The following is a 21,327-nucleotide window of genomic DNA, read 5'->3' on the forward strand; positions in this document are numbered from 1 at the left end:
GCCGGAGGGGCGTCATGAGCATCCTGATCTCCAGCCTCCCGGTGCGCAAACGGCGCTATCGCTTCGCCCTGACTCCGCTTGCGGACGCGATGTTCCAACTGCTCATCTTCTTCATGCTTTCTTCGAGCCTCACCCCCTATTCGCTTCTGACCCTGCAAAGCGCACCGTCAGAATCCGAGGGCGAGGCCCTGCCCGAGGACACATCCGCACTGAGCGCCGATCCCGACGCCGGCCCCGATGCGCCGCTGTCCGGGGCCGAGATCACGGTCTGGCGACTTCTTGAGGGGCGCGTGGCCGTCGACGGACAGGAATTTGCCACGGATCAGCTTTCGGAGTTGGCCAATGCACTCGGCCAACAGGGGCTCCGCGGGCAACTCGTTCTGGCGATCACCGCCACGGCAAGGGTTCAGGACGTGGCCACCGCCCTCTCCGCCCTCGAAGGCGCCGAAATTGCCGGGGTCCGGATCATCCGGGAGGCGCCATGAGGGGCCAGCGCCTGCATCCGCCGGAGTTGAAGATCAAGCTGGATTCCTCTCTGGCCATCGTCAACATGGTGCTGTTGCTGATCTTTTTCTTTCTCACGACCGGTTCGCTGATCGGCGCGCGGGAATTTCAGGTGCGTCTGCCCGAGACCGAAGACCTGCCGCTGGATCTGTTGCCGAAACCGCTTCTGATCGTCGGCGCGGATGGCGCCATGGTGCTCGATGGCGGGCCGGTCGTCCCGGGGACGCTGAACGCGCGGCTGATCGACGATCCGGTGCTGCATGTGCTGACAGATCGCGACACGCGCGCCTTCGACTTGCTCGACATTCTCGCCGCCGAACGACTTGTGGCAGTTGAAATTCAACTCGTGACGATCCACCGTACCTCGGAGGACGCCCCGTGAATTTTCTGCCTTACGACCGCATCCGCCCCGGTCAATGGGCTCTGCCGTTCACCGGTTCGCTGCTGTTTCACGGCGCGGCGCTTCTGTTGTTTTCAACCGCATCCCTGGCGATCATCCCCCCAAAGGAAGAGGAACCGGAGCTGCTGATCAGCCTCGAAATTCTCGACCTCGAAAGCTTTGGCGAAACCGCACCGATCGCGGAGAAGTCCGGGAATATTCCTGACACCGGGGAGGACGGCAATCCCGACGGCGCACTCACTCCTCCGGAAGAAAGCGCCATCGAAGAAAGCGTCGCCGAGCAAGCTGCGCCGGAAGAGCCCACGCCTGAAGACCCGGTGACCGGGGACCCCGTCTCCGAAACGCCGGAGATCGAAGAACCCGAAGCAGAAGACCCTGTCGAGGCCCCCGTCGAAGAGATCGCCGACACGCCAGAAGACACAGCCGAACCGCCCCCCGCGGTAGCCCCGGAAATTGCCGTGCCGCTGAGCGGTCTCTCCCTGCCCACGGAGCAGAGCCTTGTGCAGGACAATTTCGTCTCGCCACTGGCCGAAACCGGCGGGTTTGCCCCCTCGCCCTTCTCGGGCGACATCTCGCTCGAGGCCCCTGACAGCCTCTTTACCCAACCGCCCCTGCCGGACAGCCCGCTGGCGCTCGCGGCCCTCGAACCGCCCAGCGTGCCAGCCCCCGCCGCGTCGCTAACCGGCCCCGGCGCGCCGCTTGCCAATGCCAGCGCCGCCGATCTGACCATAGGTCAGCTCCTGATCCGCATCCGCACCAGCGAGGCGCCGCGGTGCACACTGGCCCTGCCCAGGCGCGGCACGGACGGTCAGGTCGGCCTGTCGCTGATCGGGGCGGATCGCGCCGCCCTCGACGCCTATGGCGCGGAGATTCTGGCCGGGATGGATACGGTGCAACGCGTTCGCGAAGAGGTGGATCCCCGACAGTGCGCCGCCCTCGATGCGCTGACCCTGACCGAATCCTACCCTGCGGCACGCATCGGGTTCAGCCTCGCCTCCACCTCCGTGCAAAGCGGCGACACGGTTGAGGCGCGGATCTCCGGCGCGGGCGGGCTCGATATTGCGGTGCTGCTGATCGACGACAATGGCGTGGTACAGGACCTCGCGCGTTTCACCACGATCGAGGATGGCGTTCCGGTGATCTCGGCTCCGGTGGCGCGCGTCGGAGACGGGCGCGAGACCCGGCAAATCCTGATGGTGCTGGGCGGCGATGGACCGTTCGATCTGACGGATATGGACGGGCGCACGGCCGAGGAGGTGTTTTCCTCGCTCGACCGCGACCAGTTGCGGCAAAGCGCTTTTGCGATGGCGAGTTTCGACGTGCGCTAAGCGCAAGATGCGCGCTCAGGGCGTGATTTCAAGCGCGCCGACCACCACATAGCCCGCATCGTCCTGCGCAATCTCCCGACCGATCAGCGGCAGGATCACGCTGGCCTCGGTCCCGTCCTTCATCGCGCCTGCGCGCACCGAAGCCGCCTCGGAGGCGGTGGCGACGATGACATAGATCCCCGGCTGCGCCGATGGCAGGCGGAAGGAGAAGCGGCGCGTGTTGCCGATGGGAGTTTCGAGTTGCCGCGCGAGCGAGAAGACCCGCCCGTTCGGCGCGACGATGGAGAGCCAGATCTGGCGCCCCTCGGTGCCGTAAACCGTGCCGACGATGCCGGTCTGGCGCGAGACGCTCGGCGCCTCGAAGCGGATCGAAATCGGGTCGCGTGCGGTTCCGGCAAAGGGTTTGGCCAGCGCGAGAGCGGCGCATTGCGGGACGGCAATCGCGGTTTCGTCGACCTCGGGCGCGGCGTCGAACGGCCAGTTCGCGGCCAGCCCGGCAAAGGCGGTTCCGGTGTCGCTCAGTGCGGCAATCGTCCCGCTTTCGGTCACGGAGGCGTAGGCGCAGCCCTCTCCGGCCTGTGCCGCAAGATAGCCCGCAACCGTCCTCTCATCGCGGACAAGCCCGCCCTCTTCGGCCACGGTCTCCGGGCCGATCGGATGGTTACTCCACCAGGTATACGCGCCGCCGCCGATGGCCGCTGCGAGGATCACGAAGCCGAGACTGAGCATAAGCCCGCTGCGGCTTTTCTTCTCCGGCAGTTCTTCGATCTCGGCGATATCGCCAAGGCTGTCGGCCGTCACGCTTTGAATCCCCAGATGGCTCGCCGCCGGCCCGGATTGCAGCCCCGGCACGGCGTTGGTCGTGAGACCGGAGGCAAAGCCGCCCATCCCGGTTCCCATGCCAGTTCCCATACCGGTGAGCGTCGCCCCCGTCCCCGTCAATGTGCCGCCAGATCCGGTCTGGCCGCCGGAGATCATGTCAAGGCCTGCGATCACCGATTGCATGTCGGGCATGCGCTGTGCCGGATCGGGTTGCAACATGGCGTAGAGCAAGGGTTGAAACGGTCCCGGCAGACCCGAGAGATCCGGGATGGTCTGGCGTTTCTGCACCGCGTCCACGATGGTGTCGCCCATCTGCGGCGTTTTGCCGGTGAGCGCCGCGATCATCAGAAGCCCCATGGAATAGACATCCGAGCGCCCGTCCGCCTCGCCGCCAAAGGCGCCGAGCTGTTCCGGAGAGACATATTTCAGCTTGCCCGCGAACTCGTTGCCGATGGTCACATCCCTGACCTTGGAAGAGCGCGAAATGCCGAAGTCGATGAGCACGCCCCGGGTGATGTCGCCATCCTGCAACATGACGTTGTCGGGCGCGAGATCGCGGTGGATCACCCCGATGTCATGCGCCCGGCGCAAACCGTCGGCAAGCCGCGAGAACAGGCGGCAGGCCTCATCCGTGGTCAAGGCGCCCTTGTCGCGCAGATGATCGGACAGCTTGGTGCCCTCGATGAAGCCCATGACCAGTGCGTGCAGGTTCATCCGCTCGTCCGGCGGCACATAGGCGAAATAGCGCACGATGGCCGGGTGGTGGAGCTGGCGCAGGGTGCGCGCCTCGCGCCGGAACATCTGCCCGACCTTCTGGTCCTCGGCCATCTCGGGCAGGATCACCTTGATCGCGACGGGATCCCCCGTGCCGATCTCCTCACCGCGAAACACCCGGCCCATGCCGCCCTGATCGAGCGCACTTTCGACCCGGTACATGTTGTTAATCACCGTGCCGGGTTCGAGCACTGTCACCGGGCGCGGCACCTCAGAAGGGGCAAAGCCAGCGGCGCCGCTGGCCGCCCCGGCCACGACCGGAGCCACCCCCGCCAGCACCGTAGCATCGGGATCGGCGGGCGGGGCGACGGGCGGTTGCGCGCCCCCGGAAGACGGCGTGGAGACACCGGCAAGAAGGGTCGCATCCGGGTCGGCGGGCTGCATGTCCTGCGGCAGATCCGGCGTCGGCAGAGGGCTCAGGATGGTCGCATCCTCCCCCGGCTCCGGGGACGACGCGGCAGACAGATCGACCGGCGGGCTCGCCGGGGCGTTAATCGGCGAGAGGATCGTCGCATCCTCCTCGAAACGCTCTGGCTGATCTGCCACCGGCTCTTCCGTTTCAGATGTGCCCGTCACGGCCTTCTGCGCTGCCTGCAACGTCTCGGGAGAGGCCAGAACCGTGCGGTCTTCCTCCGGCCCCTGTTCAGCGACGGGCTGCGGCTTCGGCACCTCCCCAGTCGGCGGGATCGTCTTGTCATCGTCGCTCATAGGGTGCCCTCGAATTCAGGGAAGGCCCAAAGCGCTTCCTGCCGTTCCGGCGGCTCTTCATGGCAGCGAAAAAGCACGACCGAAATATTGTCCTTGCCACCGCGCTCCACCGCCGTCGTGACGAAACGCGCGCACAGCCTGTCGAGCTCCGTTTCTTCCCCGGTCGCAAGCACGGATGCGATCTCGTCATTCTCGTAATATTCGGTCAGCCCGTCCGAGCAGATCAGGAACAGATCGCGGTCGTGCAGAACATCCTCGACCACATCGCATTGCGGAATTTCGGTGACGCCGATGGCGCGGGTGATGACATTCTTGCGCGGCCAGTTGGCGGCCTGCTCCTCGGTGATCGAGCCTGCGTCCAGAAGCGCCTGCACCTCCGTATGATCGCGACTGACCTGCACCAGTTGCCCGGCCCGGAAACGGTAGACCCGGCTGTCGCCCGACCAGACACAGGCGAAACGGTCGCCATGGATCAGCACGGACGCCAAAGTCGCGCCCACCGTACCGCCCCCCAAGGACTGGGCATGCGCGATGATCCGGGCATTGGCCATCGACAACCGCTCCATGAAACGGATTTTCAGGTCATTGAGCGAAACCGGCACGCCGACGGTTTCTAGCGTCCCGGTGATGGTCTGGCTGGCGAAATCGCCCGCCGCATGACCGCCCATGCCATCGGCCACGACCCAGATTCCGCTCTCGGGCAGACAGAGCGCGCTGTCCTCGTTGATCTTGCGCACCCGTCCCACGTCGCTCTTGAGCGCGCTGTCGAAGCGGAAGCGTCGTCCGAGATCTGTCATGTCCGATACTCTTCACTGACTGCTTGACTGTTTTCTGCTCCGGCCTCGTCCTGTGGCGAACGCAGCCGCTCCGTGAACAACCAGCCAAGCGCGTCCACACCCGGCAACCCGTCACAGGCCAGCCACCCGGCGGCACGCGGTCCCTGTTCGGGGTGCCACCAATGGCTGCGGCGAAATTCGGCACGCTCGGCCTCGACCCCGGCGGCGTCTTTCAGAAGCCGCGCCAGATCGCCATCGTTGCGTTGTCCCCAGATCGTTCCGCTGAGCCCCTCTTCCCACATCAGCGCCGGAGAGGATGGCAGGTCGAGCCCTTCGAGCAGATCCGCTCCGCCGCGAAATCCGCCTTCAGGCGGTTTGATCCCGGCGATATGAGCGAAAAGCGCATCGTAGATCGTCTCGTCATGGCGCGGATCGGTCGGCGGCACACCGGCGTGGCCCTCCCCCTCCGGGTCGCAGACCCCAACCAGAAGCGGATATATGCGCCCGACCCGATCACGCGATGGCAGGAACACGCCGTAAGCCGGCACACCCAGCACATCCGGCCCGATCCAGAACCGCAGCACCGGCGCGCTTTGCCAGACCATCGTCCAGGCGTCGCCAAGGCTGTCACGCAGCGCGGTCAACACCGGCTCCAGCCACCGATCGAGACCGGAAACCAGGGCCCCGGAGCCCCCGTAGGAGAGAAAATCGCCGAAGGCGGGATGTTTGCCGTAAAGAAATGGGATCACGGGATCGGGTCCTCGGAGGATACTGAGTAAAAGGGCGTCTATTCCAAAGTGGTAGGGCAGGAGAAATCGCGCAGTTCCTTCATCAGGAACGGCACGGTGATGCTGTCGAATTCGAGACGGAAGGACACCGGTCGACCGCCGACATTATGGGTGACATCGACACGGCTGCCCGAAGGACGCGCCACACCGGCATTGATGAATTCCGCCAGCGCCCAGCGACCGTCGGCAAAGCGCAGACCGTTGGCCGCGCCGCGTTTGGCCTTGGGCAGGAGCTGGAACACGATCTCCGTCACGTCGTCGGGCCATGTCAGCGTGACCCCAGAGGAATTCGGGAACAGCTGTGCCTGACGCGCACCGAAGGACATGGCAACGCTTTCGACCGCCTCCGAAGAGGCACGCTGCGACAGGGTGAAGCTCACGGAAGGCTTCATGCTGCCGGGTTCGAAAAACGCCTGGCGGATGCGCTCGGCGCGACCGAATTGCGCCAGAGTGGCGGGGGCCAGCCGGTCGCCGATGTCGCTGCCGTCGCGCGGTACGATGTCGCCCTCGGGGCTGCGCTGGGTGTATTCACGCAGATGGGCGTCGTAGAAATTCTCCATCCGCCCGCCATAGCCGAAGAACTCGCCAAAGGCGGCGGTCGAGATGTGACGCCCGTTCGCCGCAAACGGGAAGGCCCCGGTGACGTTCTGGGTGCAGAAGGTCGTGACCTCTTCGGACAACAACCGTTGCAGCTCTTCCATATTGGCATTGGTGGTGACAGTGAGGAATTCACGCTCGATCTGGTTGACGAAGCGCACCATCGTGTCCGGATAGAAAGGGACGCCCTGCGTCAGTTTGCCAAGCGCGCCTTGCAGCCCCATGTTGTTGAGGGTCTCGCCGCCGCTCGCCGCGAACTTGCGATCCTGCAACAGCTCCTCCAGGCTCGCCAGCACGGTGTCGATCGGGCGTTTGCGCTGATCGGCGTCGCCTTTCATCAGCGCGTGCCATTTCTCGAACCGTCGTTCGATGTCCTCGATCTGACGGCGCTCGGTCGGCGCGGTGGCGGAGGGCGCGGCGCGTTCCTGGAACTTGGCCTTGTTCTTGAGCGCGTTGAGCACGATCCGCTCGAAGGCGCCGGAGCGGCGCTCCACCGCGCTGAAGCCCGCGTTCGACAGATCGTTCTCGATATTGCCGGAGGCCAGCGCCTCGGGCGAGATTTCCATATTCTCCACAATGTCGAGGAAACGGCTGAGCCGGGTTTCGCGGTCCACCATCTCGGCGAGTTTCAGGATCGGCGAGGCAAAAGGCGCGGATGCGATGGTGAGCGAGGTGTATTGTCCCGAGGGATCGGACATAGGCACCAGTTCGATCCTGTCGAGCACTCCTTGCCACGCCGCGACGAAATCCGCCTGATAGAGCGCATGGATGTCGCGATTGAGGCCCACGAGCTGGGTCTGGTAATCGGCCTTGCCCGGCTCGCCCAGCACCCAACGCTCCTCGTCGAGGCGACTCTGGGCAGAGGCGAGTTCTTCCTTGAAGACGCCCCAGTAGCCCGAGAAGGTGAAGAGCCCCGGCACGGTCAGATCGGACAGCGCCGTGCCATCGACGGTGCGCAAGACCTGATCGACCTGCACGTCGGAGAGCTGATCGTAGATGTTGAGCGGGGTCATGCTGGCCGCCTGCCCGAGGATCGAGCTATAGGCCTGACGCGCCAGAGGCAGGGTGGCGATCTGCCGCTGTGCGGTTTCCACCAGCTCCTTGTTGGGCTGAAGCGCGGGCGTCACCCGGTCGTCGAGCGCCAGCATGGCGTCGAGGTGATCGTTGATCGCGCCATAAGCCACCTCAAGCCCCGGTTCGGAATATTCCCGCGCCCAGGCTTCGGCAAACCACGACTGGATCGCGGTGTCGTCGCCCTTGCCCGGCTGCGCCTTGGCGAGCAGAAGATAGACCTTGAGCGCGCGATAGGCCTGTTCGTAATCCTGCGCGGCCAGAAGCTGCGGCAGGGTGTTTTCGAGTTGCAACATCATCCGCGGACGCAACATGTGTTCGAGTGCGTAGGAATAGCTCTCGGTGGCGGATTTGCGGATGCTGTCGCGCCGCGACAGGCCCATACGCTCGATGAATGGTTGTTCCGTCGTATCGCCATAACCGCCCGGCAGGTTGCGCACGGTGTTCAGAGCACCGAGTACGGGACGGGTCGCCGGATCCGTGATGATCGGCTCGGCCAGAATGTCCTGCGCCTCGACCGTATAGAGGTTCATCGCGGCATTCGCCTGTCGCACCAGCGTGGCGTTCTGCCAGAAACTGTAACCGAAAAGCCCCATCGCGCCGAGACAGACGGTGGCGATCAGCCCCGTCGCACCGCTGCGCAAAATACGGCGGCGGCGCATGGATTTGAAATCATAGCCGACCCAGTCACGCTCGGCAAAAACCACCTTTTTCAACAGGTCATGCAGGAAATAGCTGCGCCCCTTGCCGGACATGAAGCCGGGCTGGAACCCTGCCCCCTGATCGTGACCGGAGGCCATCGCGCCCAGCACCTGGTCGATTGGCGTGCCTTCCTGAGTGCCCGAGGTGAAATAGAAGCCGCGCAGAATGGCGTGAACCTCTTCGGGTTTCTGGAAAATCCGGCGCAGGAAATCGGCGATGTTGCGCTGCATCAGCGCCATCTGCCCGGGGAAACCGAAAATCGAGATGCGCGCCACCGGATCGTGCTCTTCGTTCAGCCGGTCGGTGACCTCGTCGGAAAGGCGCGAAATCAGCTTGTCGAACTCCGCCGACACCTCTTTATAGGTGTCTTCCTTGCGGTCGCGTGTCTGGAAGGTCACCCCCCAGACACGGCGGCGGCGATCTTCGCCCAGAGGGCCGAAATAATCCCGGAATCCCGCGACGATGTCGGCCTTGGTGAACATGACATAGACCGGCACGTCGATGCGCAGCGTCTCGTTCAGCTCGGCCAGACGCTGGCGCACGGTCAAAGCGTGACGCTCCAACTGGGCCGCGTCGACGGTCATGATGTCTTCGCAGGAAAACGCCAGCAAAACGCCATTGACCGGCTGGTCCGAGCGGGCCTTCTTGAGTTCCGACAGAAAGGACTGCCAGCTTTCGCGGTCGGCGGTGGCATCGCTGTCCTGCGTCGTGTAGCGCCCGGCCGTGTCGATCAGAACGGCATCCTCGGCGAACCAGAAATCGCAATTCTTGGTGCCACCAAAGCCCGCAACCGCCTCCTTGTCGGTGCCGGGAAAATCCAGGCCGCAGTGCAAGAGCGCCGTCGTCTTGCCCGCACCGGGCGGGCCGATGATCACATACCACGGCAGATCGTAGAGATAGGTCGCGCCGCCGGATTTCTTGAGCCGTCCGAGCGCCTCCTGCATCCGCTCGGACAAAATGTCTCCATCTCCGGGGGTTACAAGCGTTTCCTCAAGTGCTTTCGCAGCTTTGCGCCGGCGCAGATACTTGAGCAGGGCCGAGGTCCCGATGGCCATGAGCACCAGCGCGATCAGACCGCCCCGGGTCCAGGGCGATACCAGCCAGCTCACCCCGGTCATCCGCAAGCCAAACCAGATCGCAAGGCTCAGGATCACCACGGCAAGGATCAGGATCGGCAACCGGAGCCATGTGTAACCCCAGAGCTTCTTGGGCGAAACGCCGAATACTCTCATATCTTGTTTTCCTGTTGCAGGAGTATCTCGACCCTGCGGTTCCTGGCCTGCGCCTCGCGCGTGCCGCTCGTGTCAACCGGATCGTTCGGCCCGACGCCCACCACGCTCATGCGCGCCGGATCGCTGAGGCTTTGCGCCAGCACATCGCGCACCGTGGCGGCACGGGCTTCCGACAGTTCCTCATTGGTGCGATACCGCCCGGTGCCCCGAATCGGGATGCTGTCCGAATGGCCCTCGACCACGATTTCCCCCGGCTCGCCATCGAGCGTCTGGCCGATGCTTTTCGCCAGAGCGGAGAAATCCGAGGTCAGATCGGCGGAACCGGAGCCAAAGCGCAGCACATCGCCCACCCGGATCATGATGTAATCGCCCTTCTCAGCCACACTCAGCGCGCCGCTGTCGATCTCCGCGGCAAGAGCATTCCGAATGCGGTCGAGCTGGGCCGTGTCCACCTCCCCCACATAGGGCACGGCAGAGGCGGCAAAGCTCTGGCCCTCGATGGCGACGGTGGCGTTCGGATCGTTGAGCCGCAGGATCGCGGCCTGTGCGGCATTGGTGTCATTCGACAGAATCCATGACAAGGTCGCGAACAGCGCCACCACCATGCCGCCCCCGATCCCGGCCACCACCCAGAGCGGCATCCCCGCTCCGCTGCGCTTGCCGGAGAAGATCACCGGCAGCCAGTTGATCGAGAGATCGGGTTTCGGGCGCTCGACGACGGAGCGCAGGCGCTGGTACACCTCGTTGCGCAAGCGCGCCAGCAAGGCCATGCCATTGGGCTCGGTGCGATATTTCCCCTCGAACCCGAGATAGAGACAGGTCAGCATCAGCTCCAGAAGGTCTTTTCGCTGTGCCGGATAGGCAATCACATGATCGAGCCGCGCGAAAAAGCCGATCCCCGCAGAGCGGTCGTTCAACAACTCGGCGGCCATGGAATATTGCTGCCAATAGCCCGGATCGCTGCCGGGGATGGTCTGCACGATGTCGTCGGCGGTCGCGGCCAGCGCATAGCGCGCGACGTCGATGTCCTCCGGCGGCACGCTCTTTTCCTGCGCCTTGCGGACGAATTCGCCGATCTCGCGAATGACGTGATCACGCAGCGGAATCGCCTGCATCTCGACCATGCCGGTGCGCAGACGCCCGAACAGCACCAGAAGGTCCGAGGCGGCCGCGAGAATCGGGTTGGTCGAGGTGCCGATGTCCAGCCCGGACCCCTTGAGCGCGTCCTGAAAGGAGATTTTCGGCACATTGCCGGCAAAGGCTGCGGCCTGTGTGGTCGGGGGCACCATGGGAAATTGCCCGTCCGTGCCACCGCCCGCAGGGTAGGCCCCACCGTATGGGCCAGGCTGCGCCGGGTACTGACCCTGCCAGTTCGGCTGGGCGGGCTGACCATAGGCGGGCGGCTGAGCGTATCCGCCCTGCCCCTGACCGGCTTGACCATAGGCCGGTTGTTGCGGCGGCTGGGGGGCTGGCTGCGGGGCGTAGGATTGTGGCGGCGGCTGATAGGCCGGGGCAGGAGGCTGCTGCGGTGCACGCCCCTGAAACCAGGTGCCCTCGCCGGAAGGCGCCTGCAGCGCCTGCGGTTGCGCCGGTTGCTGCGGCGGACGTCCACCGAACCACGTGTCCTCCGCACCGGAGGCGGGCGGCTGGGGCGTTTGCGGCGACTGATGCGGTGGATAGGCCTGCGGCGGCTGCGGATAGCCCTGTGCGGGCGGCACTTGCGGCTGTCCCGGGGGCACTTTCATCCCGAACATGGTGCGGTCGGATGTGCCCTCCACAGGCGGCTGCGCCGGGGGCTGACCGTAATACGGCTGTTGCGGCGCCATATTCGGCGCATGCGGATTTTGCCCGACAGGCGGCGCAGATGGGTGTTGCGCCACAGGTGGCACAGGTGAGTGTTGCGCCACAGGCGGCGCGGGCCACCCCGGTTGCGCGGGCGGCTGCTGTCCGTAAGGCGCTTGCGGCGGATGCCCTACAGGCCGCGCGGGGCTCGCCGGGGGAATTTTCTGACCGAATACCGTGCGGTCGTCGTCATCGTCACTCATTCAGCGCTCCTCGGGAATGGCCCACAATTCCAGCTCCAGCCCCGGCCATGCGCCCGCGAAATGCATGCCGATGGCAGGCGCGATCGAGAAGTCGCGCCACAGCGGGCTGGTCTTGTCGACGAGGAAATAGACGTGGTTGGCGACCACGCGGATCTGCGGCGGCGGATTCGGAATATGCACCAGCGGGATGCCAGGCATGTTGTTGACGATGATCTCCTTCATCCGGGTCGAGGGGCCGAGCTTGCAGAGCTGCGGGAACTGGCCCTGGATCTGGGTGAGCGGCAGGGCCGCTGAGACCTCGACGATGAACGTCGCATTGGCGAAGAGATTCGGATCGCCCACGAGGGCGGCGAAACTGTTTTCGCGGCGCTGTTCGAGCGGCAGGCGCAGCGCACGCCCGAGATCGCGCGACAGGAACCGGCGGATGTCGTCGACCAGTGGCTTGAACGTCTCTTTCGGCTTGTCGTGACGATAGCTGTAATCGCGGGCCTTGCGCGCGCCGTCCTCGAATGTCGATAGCTCGCCCGCGAATCCCACAAGCAATTCATACATCCGTTCGGGATGCACGGCGGGCATGGCCTGAATATGTTTGAGCTGCGGCAGCACGCGGTTGAGAACCATCAGCATGAGATAGTCCTTGTCCTGCATCCCCCCGCCCGAGGTCGGATCGGCGGCATAGCGCGCGAGGACTTCGAGCCGGGCTTCGACCGCGCCCATCACCGCCTTGAGAAAGCCCGCATAGGCCCTGTGGCACGAGATGATCAGCCCCACCGGCGGTTCGGTCTTGTCCAGCGTGACGACCGCGCCGTCCTGCACATCGACGATGCGCCCGAGCGGGATACACTGATAGCCCTCACGCGGGGTGTCGCGGATGACCAGTTCGAGACGCGGCACGGCGACCTCGATCTGATCCTCGGTGCGCGAGACGGCGGTGACATCAGTCACCCCCTGTTCTTCGGCCAGAATATAGCGGGTGCTCATGTCCTCGGGCATACCGACTTCACGCTCGTTTTGCGGAATGTTCGGCACGGTGAGCCAGATGGTTTTCCCCGTCGCGCTTTCGTTGACGAGCACCTCACGCGGCAGCGGGCTTGTGTGCGGCGCGTCAAACGGCGTGCCGTCGGGCATGATTCCGGACACGTTTTCGAGTTCCAGCCGCCCCTGACGGAGCTGACTCTCGTCAAAAGACATTTCGGCAATGCCCCATGGAAAGGGCGTGATCTGAGCCGTGCGGTTGGCGATCAGTTTTTCGACATATCTGTCCGCTTGCTGGAAATGCTGGGGCTTAATGAAAAGCCCTTCTTTCCAAGCCACCTTACTAAACCGAGACATGGCCCAAAACACTCCCCGAAAGCGAACATGTGCAACAATTGCCAATATGATGGCGAACTTAACGGGCGCCGATCCAGAAGGTCAAGGATACGTTGCAGGGCGCTTTCCCCATTGCATTTTTCCAGACGACCTTTCTCGCGATACACAACTGGCTTTGGCCCTGTTCACATCCACGATTTCCGACCGTCTTGCGAGGGTGATCGCCAAACGCCATGCGCAGCGCCGTGGCTCTGGACAGACCGTTCGAAACCACCCTTCAAATCGCGATCCTGTCCCCGATGCGGTCCACTCTGGCAAAAACCGCCCTGCCCTTACCGGGACATATCGGGCCTCGGCGCGCCCCTGTTCGAAATACATGATACGACCGATGGTATTGCCCGGACCTTCGGGACCGGCGCAGCATGCATGACAGCCGAAGATCGGCCATGACAGCGCCCGGGCAAGGGATGTCCGCCATGCGCGATATAGGCCCGTGTCATCGCGACGGCGGCACTCCGATCCCCCGAAGATCGACGCATTTCCGCGCGGACACTATATCATAGGGAATGATCGTCGAGACATCCGGCCTTGCCCCGGCCTCGACCAACTGCGATCCGCGGCGGTCCCGGAAGGCGTCATACACAGACCTGTTGTCGAACAGGTTCTGCATGGCCGCGTCTCCCTCGACACACAGGCAACTCACGGGGGAAATGGGCGCGAAACGCCTGCGGCGAAGGGGCCAGTGCGGGGCGACGTGGGGTGAGATCGGCAAAAGTGCTCACGATACTCTGCGGGCGTCGTCTTTACTCTGCGCAGGAAGGCCCTGCGCAGGGTGTCAGGCCCGGCGAATCCACAAAGCGAAGCGATGCTCTTGAGGGGCATCTCAGTCTCCTCAAGCGCGCGGCGCACCGCATCAACACGGGCATATTCGACGAAAGCCGCGGGGGTTATCCCGGCCTCGGCCAGGAACAAGCGGGAAAAGTTCCGCGGGCTCATGCCCACGCGCTGCGCGAGCACCGCCACGGACAGATCCGCCGAGACATTGTCCAAAATCCAGCCCTGAACCTGTGCAATCCGCCCCTCTTGCGCCATCTGCGCCGCCAGATGCGCGCTGAACTGAGACTGGCCTCCAGGGCGTTTCAGGAACACCACCAACCGCTGCGCCACACGCATCGTGATCTCATGCCCGAGATCCTCCTCAATGAGGCGCAGCGCAAGGTCGATCCCCGCCGTCACCCCGGCTGAGGTATAGAGCCCCCCATCTTCGACATAGATCGCATCGGGAAGCACATCGGCGCCCGGGCAGCACGTCGCAAGCTCTGCCGCATGTTGCCAATGGGTGGTCGCTTGCCGCCCCTCCAGCAGCCCGGCTTCGGCGAGGAAAAACGCCCCGGTACACACGGAGCCGATCCGGCGCACGTCTCCGGCCCGCACGCGGAGCCAAGCGGAAAAGACGGGGAAATCGTCCGCGCGATCATATCGCGGCGTTCCGGCCACCAGAAGCGTGTCGATCCCTTCGGGGATCTCGGCGAATTCCGCATCCAGCATCAGGGTCATCGCACCCGCGCGCACCTGACGGGCGCCATCCACAGACACGAGTTGCATGTCGTAGCAGGCCTCTCCCATCAGCCGATTGGCCTCCAAAAAGCAATCGAGCGGCCCGGAGACATCCAGCGATTGCGCGTCTGGCGGGATGCAGATCACCACCCGGATTTTGTGCTGTGCGGACATGACGTCCCTTTCTGACGGCTCTTTGTCTTCAATCGTCTTTTCACGACGATTGAAGACAAAGCTACCCGAAGACTACGATTAATCACAAGAAAATAAGGAGTTATCCATGTACACGCTCTACTATTACCCCGCGAACGCCAACGCGGCACCACATATGATGCTGGAAGAAATCGGCACCGCTTTCGAGCTGTCCCTCGTGGACCGCAAGACCGAAGCCCAGAAGTCCGCAGCCTTTCTCGCGATCAATCCGAACGGGCGCATCCCGGCGCTGAGCGACGGCGGTCTGGTGATCTTCGAAGCGGCGGCGATTGCGCTGTATCTGGCGGACAAACACCCCGGCGCGCACCTTGCCCCCGCCCCCGGCACACCGGAGCGCGCGCGGTTTTATCAATGGCTGATCTTCCTCACCAATTCCTTGCAGGAAGAGCTGATGATCTGGCAATACCCCGAGCGCCTGACCGGCAGTGACACCCATGCCGAAGCGGTGATCAAGGCCGGATCGGAGACCCGGATCAACACCTATCTCGACGTGATCGAGGCGCATCTGGCCAAGGACGGCCCCTATTTCATGGGCGACAGGGTCAGCGCCGCCGATTTCTATCTCACCATGCTCTGCCGTTGGGCCCGTCCCATGGCCACGCCGCCGCGCAGCTACCCGTCGATTTCCCGCCTGCTCGATCTCATGACGAAACGCCCCTCGGTGCAACGTGCCTATGCCGCCGAAGGCATCGAAGACGGCATCGCCTGACCCCCGAAAGGACGAGAAACATGACACATAACCGCGATCTTCCCGACCGCATGAACCTGCCCTTCGTGGGGCTGGTCAGCTTTGCCGGACAACCCGCGCAGGAGGACTGGAGCCAGCTGAGAGGCGCCGATGTCGCCATTTTGGGCGTGCCCATCGACACGGCGTCGAGCTATCGCGTCGGCACCCGATTTGGGCCGCGCGCGATCCGAGAGGCCTCGATGTTCCACAGCTTTGGCCCCGAAGGCGTGTTTGATTTCGAGGATGAGGCGACCTATCTGAGCGCCAATGAGGTGCGGATCGTTGACGCAGGCGACAGCGATGTCATTTATGCCGACACGAAACGCAGCCTCACAAATGCCACCGAGGCGGTGCGCGCGCTTTTGGATCAGGGCACCCTGCCCTACATTTTGGGCGGCGATCATGCGATCACCATGGCGACCGTGGCGGGGTTTTCCGATGAACCGCCCCTCCACATCATTCATATCGACGCGCATTTCGACTTTATCGACGAGCGCAACGGCATTTCCTGGGGGCACGGCAGCCCGATGCGGCGCTCCTCGGAAATGTCCCATGTGACCGGCATCACCACTCTGGCGCCGCACAACATGGCCTCGGTCAGCCGCAAGGATTACGAGGCGGCCAAGGCCTATGGCACCCATGTCGTGCCCCTGCGACGGCTGCGCCAACAGGGAGGCGCTGCCTCTCTGGCGCATCTGCCGGACGGGCAACGGGTCTATGTCTCCATCGACATCGACGCCTTCGACCCGTCCATCGCGCCGGGCACCGCAACGATCAGCCATGGCGGGCTGAGCTATTACGAAGGCAAGGACATCCTGCGCGAAATCGCCTCGCGGTTCGACGTCGTTGGCGTCGATTTCGTCGAGGTCTCGCCGCCCTATGATCCGTCGGGGATCACCTCGCTTCTGGCGGCGCGACTGACACTCGATTTTCTGGGCGCGATCTTTCACGGCAAGCGCATCGAAACGTGGTGACGGCCCCATCGCCCCAGAAGCTGGAGCGGGGCCGCCGATCCGTCCCGGGATGGAGCTGGCAGCCGAGGCGGACATGGGGGGACGGACATGGAATGGCGCATCTCACCCCGGCACGAAATCCAGACCGATGTCGAGCACCGGCGCGCTGTGGGTGATCCAGCCGAGCGAGATCAGATCGACGCCGGTCGCCGCCACAGAGGCCGCCGTATCGGGGGTGATGCCCCCCGACGCTTCGGTGATCGCGCGCCCGTCAACCATCGCCACCGCCTCGCGCAGCATGGCCGACGTCATGTTGTCGAGCAATACGGCATCCGCCCCGATCTCCAACACCTCGGCAAGCTGGTCGAGCGTGTCCACCTCGATCTCGATCTTGACCAGATGCCCCACAGTGGCACGCACGCCCTCAAGTGCCGGGCGAATGCCGCCTGCCAGCGCGATATGATTGTCCTTGATCAGCACCGCATCGGCCAGCGAATAGCGGTGGTTCATGCCGCCCCCCGCCCGCACGGCGTATTTCTCAAGCGCTCGAAGCCCCGGCGTGGTCTTGCGGGTACAGGCAATCGCCGCCCCGGTCCCCGCCACCGCGCGCACCAGCTCCGCCGTGACTGTCGCGATCCCGGACAGATGCCCCATGAAGTTGAGCGCCGTGCGTTCGGCGGTCAACAGGCTGCGGGACGGCCCCTCGAACGTGGCGATCTGCGTGCCGGGCGTGACCAAAGCGCCATCTTCGACCAGTCGGGTGACGGTGATTTTGGGATCGACGAGGTGACAGGCGATCTCGGCACAATCGAGCCCCGCGATCACGCCGTCATGGCGCGACACTGCGGTGACGACGGAGCGATGCTCCGCCGGGATTGCCCCCATCGAGGTGATGTCGCCCGCCAGCCCAAGGTCTTCCTCAAGCGCCCGGCGCACCACAGGTTCGATCATCAGATGCGGCAGCGGGGCCAGAAAGGGGGGCTGAAAAGAAGCCCGAAAAGAAGTCTGGGTCACGTTACGATCTCCGGTTGAGGGATGGACTCGACGGCAAGGAGCGCGCCGCTGGTGTCGAAAATTTCATTGAGCGTCATACGACGACGGACAGGTTTCGCCGCGGCCCCGGGAAAATCGCTGCGGGCATGGCCGCCACGGGATTCTGCGCGAAGGGATGCGAAGCAGGCAATGCCAAGCGCCACGATGGCCGCATCCGTCTCCGGTCCCTCCGCCATCGCCAGAGGGCGCAAGTCACGCAAAGCGGTCGCGATCCCGGCCCCGTCCCGGATCATCCCGAGATGGCGCGAGACGATGGCGCGCACCTCTGCGGTCTCCGGTCGCGGCAAGACCTGCGGTGCAGTGCGCGGCGCGGCTTGCGGTCCCGTCACGGCATGCGCCGAAATGTCCCGCGCCGCGCTGCGCCCCATCACCACCGCCTCCAAAAGTGAATTGCTTGCCAGCCGGTTGGCCCCATGCAGCCCCGTCGCGGCACATTCTCCCACGGCCCAAAGCCCCGGCACAGAGCTGCGCCCGCGCAGATCCGTCGCAATCCCACCCATGTAGTAATGCGCCGCCGGGCGCACCGGGATCGGGTCTCGTGCCGGGTCAATTCCGGCCTCAACACAAAACTGATGAATGATCGGAAATTTCGCGGCAAAGCCATCACCAATCGCCCGCGTCGCATCGAGGAACACGCGCTCCCCTTGGGCAATCTGTGCGTGGATCGCACGGGCCACGACATCGCGCGGAGCCAGTTCGGCACCGGGCGTGTCGGCCATGAAGCGCGCGCCCGATGCGTTCACCAACCACGCCCCCGCGCCCCGCACCGCTTCGCTCACCAGCGCCAGCGGCGTGCGTGGCACATCGAGCGCCGTTGGGTGAAACTGCACGAATTCCAGATCGGTGAGCACAGCCCCCGCGCGCGCGGCCATCATCACCCCTTGTCCGACATTGCCGCGCGGGTTCGTGGTCGCATCGTAAAGCCCGCCGAGGCCACCCGTGGCCAGAACCACATTCGCGGTCGGCAGGATCGCCGCCTCTGCGTCGGTCTGAAGCCACAGCCCGCTCACGGCCCCGTCGGTCACACAGACCCGCCGCACTTCGACCTCGGTCAGGCAGGTGATCGACGGCGTGTTCAGCACGGCAGTGACCAGCGCCTCGGTGATCGCCGCGCCCGATCCGTCGCCACCCGCGTGCAGGATGCGGTGCCGCCCATGCGCGGCCTCTAGCCCGAGCGCATAGGCGCCGGTCGCATCGCGATCAAAGCGCACACCGTAGTGTTCGAGCCGCTCGATCGCCGCGCGCGCCTGCGTGAGAATTCCCCACGTCGCCGCCGGATCGCAAAACCCCGCGCCCGCGCGCAGCGTGTCGTCAATATGCTGCTCCGGGTCGTCCTCCGGTCCGACACTGGCGGCGATCCCGCCCTGCGCCCAGAGGCTCGAACTTTCCCGGCCAAGCGCCGCCTTGGTCACAAGCACCACGGGGCGTGGCGCCAGTTCGAGCGCGGTCATCAGCCCGGCAATGCCGCTGCCGACCACCGCGATCTGTCCGGCCAAAGGCGCGATGCGATCCACAAGGGGGGCGTCCTGAGGGCGCGCGGAGGTGGTCATCACACCGCCAGCATCCGCTCGACCGCGCGGCGTGCGTCATCGGCCACCGCCGGGTCGATGGTGACCTCATGCTGCCCGGTTTCCAGCGCCGTGCGGATATTCGCGAGGCTGATTTTCTTCATATGCGGGCAGAGATTGCAGGGCCGGACGAACTCCACATCCGGGTGGTTCACCGCCACGTTGTCGCTCATCGAGCATTCGGTCAGAAGCAACACGCGGGCGGGTTTCTTGTCTCCGACGAAATCGGACATCACCGCCGTGGAGCCGGAGAAATCGGCCTCCGCCACCACCTCTGGCGGGCATTCCGGGTGCGCCAGAACGGTGACGCCCGGATAGGCCTCGCGCATGCTGCGCACATCCTGCGGGGTGAACAATTCATGCACCTCGCAATGGCCTTTCCACGCGATCAGCTCGACATCCGTTTGCTGTGCGACATTCTGCGCCAGATATTCGTCGGGCAGCATCAGCACCTTGTCGACGCCCAGGGATTCGACGACCTGTTTGGCATTGCCGGAGGTGCAGCAAATGTCCGACGCCGCTTTCACCGCCGCCGAAGTGTTGACATAGGTGACGACCGGCACGCCGGGATGGGCCGCCCGCAAGAGCGCGATGTCCTCGGGCGTGATCGAATCCGCGAGCGAGCACCCTGCGCCCATGTCGGGGATCAGCACGGTCTTGCCCGGGTTCAGGAGCTTGGCGGTTTCCGCCATGAAATGCACCCCGGCCAGCACGATGACATCGGCCTCGACCTCCACCGCCTTGCGCGCCAGTGCCAGACTGTCGCCGACGATATCCGCCACGCCGTGAAAGATTTCCGGCGTCTGGTAATTATGCGCGAGGATCACGGCGTTTTTCTCGCGTTTCAGTCTGAGAATGGCCTCGATATCGTCCTCGAACAGCATCCAGTCGGGCTGCGGGATGATCTTCGACACGCGATCATAAAGCTCGGGCAGGCGCAGGGTTGTCATCATATCCTCCTTGTACTCGACTTGAGTACATCTGAGCCCTGACTTATTCTCGATTTGAGTTTATGTCAAGTGCATGACAATGGGACCTCTGATTTCTGGAATGGCCTGTCAGTGTCGGGAATACGGCAGGCGCGCGCCCGACAGCGCGCTCGCTTCCAGAATGGCGGGACGATAGCGGAACAGCTTGGCCGGTCGCCCACCCGTCTCGCTCGACATCGCGCCAGTTTCCTCGATCAGATTCTGCTGGTCGATCTGGCGACGGAAATTCGATTTATGGAGCCTGAGCCCTGCCAATGCTTCGGTCATCCGCTGAAGATCCAGAAGCGTGAAACTGTCGGGCATGAGTTCGAACACCACCGGGTAATATTTGATCTTCGCCCGAAGCCGCGTGATCCCTGTGGCCAGAATGCGCCGGTGGTCCCCCGCCATCTGCCGCCCAAAGCCCGGCACCTTCTCGAGCTGTGCCTCATAGATCATCTCATAGCGCTGCAAAACGAGATCTTCGTTCCAGACCATCCCATTCAACCCGAACAGAAATTCGACACTCTGACGTCGGGTGACATCCTCCCCCGCCCAGTCCAGAAGCCGTCCGGTGATCTCATCCATGACCGCAGGACGCCCTTCGCGGCGATCTTCCCATGGGAAATACTCGTACCAACTCCGCCATTCCGGTCGCGCGTCGCCCAGGGCCACCTGTTCACGCACCAGCCCGAGATACCCGATGGAAATGTGCCGCGGCTGACGCTGCGGGTCCGACGCCTCCCCCGTCCGGTCGCGATCGGCAAAGGTGTAAAGCTGTTCGAGATACCCCACCGGATGCCCGGTCTGGCTTTCGATCCAGGCGCGCAACCCGCTTTGCAGACTGCGATGCCCGGTCTCGAAGGGACCCGAGGGCAGTGCCGCCCCGGCGCCAAGCGTCATGACCCGCGGCTCATTGTCGGTCACAGCAACGAGCACGGCGATCAGTTCGGCATGGGCGAGATTCTCGGGCAAAGGGATCGTCCTGTGATCAAAAGATAAACCTGTCGGCCTCAAACTGGCCGCAGTCCCGTTTACCTTGCCCGTCCGGGTTTCGATAGATTCCTTATCGAAAAAACAAACCTTCTGGTCGATTTTTTCCGTTCCCCCCTTTCATGACAGGCAGCCCCCCGGTTGACAAGCCGGACAAGTCTACCGATACATAGGCTTACGTCAGGGGAGTCCCGCCCAAGGGACTGAGAGGCTGATTGACGGCGGCAAACCCGCCCG

The 21,327-nt window shown here is 64.2% G+C and carries 16 protein-coding genes; 5 read left to right on the top strand and 11 right to left on the bottom strand.

All coding sequences use genetic code 11. From position 1 onward, the window contains the following. Positions 1 to 14 precede the first annotated feature (14 nt). From CEW89_RS04255 to CEW89_RS04265, 3 genes are read left to right on the top strand one after another with little or no spacing between them, the layout of a single operon-like run. Positions 15 to 485, top strand: coding sequence for an ExbD/TolR family protein (locus tag CEW89_RS04255; protein WP_066709126.1), 471 nt, complete (start codon positions 15 to 17; stop codon positions 483 to 485). Further along, positions 482 to 886, top strand: coding sequence for an ExbD/TolR family protein (locus CEW89_RS04260; RefSeq protein WP_096805017.1), 405 nt, complete (start codon positions 482 to 484; stop codon positions 884 to 886). Before CEW89_RS04255 ends, CEW89_RS04260 begins: the two co-directional genes overlap by 4 nt. Then, the gene (locus tag CEW89_RS04265) at positions 883 to 2,232 is read left to right on the top strand and encodes a hypothetical protein (protein ID WP_096805018.1); all 1,350 of its coding nucleotides are present in this window, start codon (positions 883 to 885) and stop codon (positions 2,230 to 2,232) included. Before CEW89_RS04260 ends, CEW89_RS04265 begins: the two co-directional genes overlap by 4 nt. A 15-nt stretch (positions 2,233 to 2,247) precedes the next feature. On the opposite strand, the gene CEW89_RS04270 is transcribed toward CEW89_RS04265, so the two are convergent. The 7 genes from CEW89_RS04270 to CEW89_RS04300 form a co-directional block, all read right to left on the bottom strand. After that, positions 2,248 to 4,536, bottom strand: a complete 2,289-nt coding sequence (locus tag CEW89_RS04270) for a serine/threonine-protein kinase (protein ID WP_096805019.1) — start codon at positions 4,534 to 4,536, stop codon at positions 2,248 to 2,250. Next, positions 4,533 to 5,333, bottom strand: coding sequence for a PP2C family protein-serine/threonine phosphatase (locus CEW89_RS04275; RefSeq protein WP_066709145.1), 801 nt, complete (start codon positions 5,331 to 5,333; stop codon positions 4,533 to 4,535). The genes CEW89_RS04270 and CEW89_RS04275 overlap by 4 nt, the downstream gene beginning before the upstream one ends. Next, complete coding sequence (gene tagF, locus CEW89_RS04280; protein ID WP_157779758.1) at positions 5,330 to 6,061, bottom strand: type VI secretion system-associated protein TagF; 732 nt, start codon at positions 6,059 to 6,061, stop codon at positions 5,330 to 5,332. The genes CEW89_RS04275 and tagF overlap by 4 nt, the downstream gene beginning before the upstream one ends. A 38-nt stretch (positions 6,062 to 6,099) precedes the next feature. Continuing rightward, a complete protein-coding gene (gene tssM / locus CEW89_RS04285; RefSeq protein ID WP_096805021.1) occupies positions 6,100 to 9,702 on the bottom strand; it encodes a type VI secretion system membrane subunit TssM in 3,603 nt (1,200 codons plus the stop codon). Beyond that, positions 9,699 to 11,747 carry a type IVB secretion system protein IcmH/DotU gene (gene icmH / locus CEW89_RS04290; protein ID WP_096805022.1) on the bottom strand — a complete coding sequence of 683 codons (2,049 nt, stop codon included), beginning with the start codon at positions 11,745 to 11,747 and terminating at the stop codon, positions 9,699 to 9,701. Before icmH ends, tssM begins: the two co-directional genes overlap by 4 nt. Beyond that, positions 11,748 to 13,079: a type VI secretion system baseplate subunit TssK gene (gene tssK, locus CEW89_RS04295; RefSeq protein ID WP_066709156.1), complete on the bottom strand. Its 1,332-nt coding sequence runs from the start codon at positions 13,077 to 13,079 to the stop codon at positions 11,748 to 11,750. Between the two features lie 678 nt (positions 13,080 to 13,757). Continuing rightward, on the bottom strand, positions 13,758 to 14,789 hold the full coding sequence (locus tag CEW89_RS04300) for a GlxA family transcriptional regulator (protein ID WP_096805023.1): 1,032 nt from the start codon (positions 14,787 to 14,789) through the stop codon (positions 13,758 to 13,760). Positions 14,790 to 14,895: 106 nt separating this feature from the next. Here CEW89_RS04300 and CEW89_RS04305 point away from each other — a divergent pair, with 106 nt between their 5' ends. Both CEW89_RS04305 and CEW89_RS04310 read left to right on the top strand, forming a co-directional pair. Then, complete coding sequence (locus CEW89_RS04305) at positions 14,896 to 15,537, top strand: glutathione S-transferase family protein (protein ID WP_096805024.1); 642 nt, start codon at positions 14,896 to 14,898, stop codon at positions 15,535 to 15,537. 20 nt (positions 15,538 to 15,557) lie between these two features. After that, the gene (locus CEW89_RS04310; protein WP_096805025.1) at positions 15,558 to 16,529 is read left to right on the top strand and encodes an agmatinase; all 972 of its coding nucleotides are present in this window, start codon (positions 15,558 to 15,560) and stop codon (positions 16,527 to 16,529) included. A 102-nt stretch (positions 16,530 to 16,631) separates the two neighbouring features. On the opposite strand, the gene nadC is transcribed toward CEW89_RS04310, so the two are convergent. The 4 genes from nadC to CEW89_RS04330 all read right to left on the bottom strand — a co-directional run bounded on the left by nadC (position 16,632) and on the right by CEW89_RS04330 (position 21,072). Next, positions 16,632 to 17,522, bottom strand: a complete 891-nt coding sequence (nadC, locus tag CEW89_RS04315) for a carboxylating nicotinate-nucleotide diphosphorylase (protein WP_342352347.1) — start codon at positions 17,520 to 17,522, stop codon at positions 16,632 to 16,634. Then, positions 17,519 to 19,111: an L-aspartate oxidase gene (locus CEW89_RS04320; RefSeq protein ID WP_096805026.1), complete on the bottom strand. Its 1,593-nt coding sequence runs from the start codon at positions 19,109 to 19,111 to the stop codon at positions 17,519 to 17,521. The genes nadC and CEW89_RS04320 overlap by 4 nt, the downstream gene beginning before the upstream one ends. Next, positions 19,111 to 20,079, bottom strand: coding sequence for a quinolinate synthase NadA (gene nadA / locus CEW89_RS04325; RefSeq protein ID WP_238379784.1), 969 nt, complete (start codon positions 20,077 to 20,079; stop codon positions 19,111 to 19,113). The genes CEW89_RS04320 and nadA overlap by 1 nt, the downstream gene beginning before the upstream one ends. A 108-nt stretch (positions 20,080 to 20,187) precedes the next feature. Then, positions 20,188 to 21,072 carry an NUDIX hydrolase gene (locus CEW89_RS04330; protein WP_096805027.1) on the bottom strand — a complete coding sequence of 295 codons (885 nt, stop codon included), beginning with the start codon at positions 21,070 to 21,072 and terminating at the stop codon, positions 20,188 to 20,190. Positions 21,073 to 21,327: the final 255 nt, after the last annotated feature.

Source organism: Celeribacter ethanolicus (assembly GCF_002407265.1).
Taxonomy (GTDB): Bacteria; Pseudomonadota; Alphaproteobacteria; order Rhodobacterales; family Rhodobacteraceae; genus Celeribacter; species Celeribacter ethanolicus.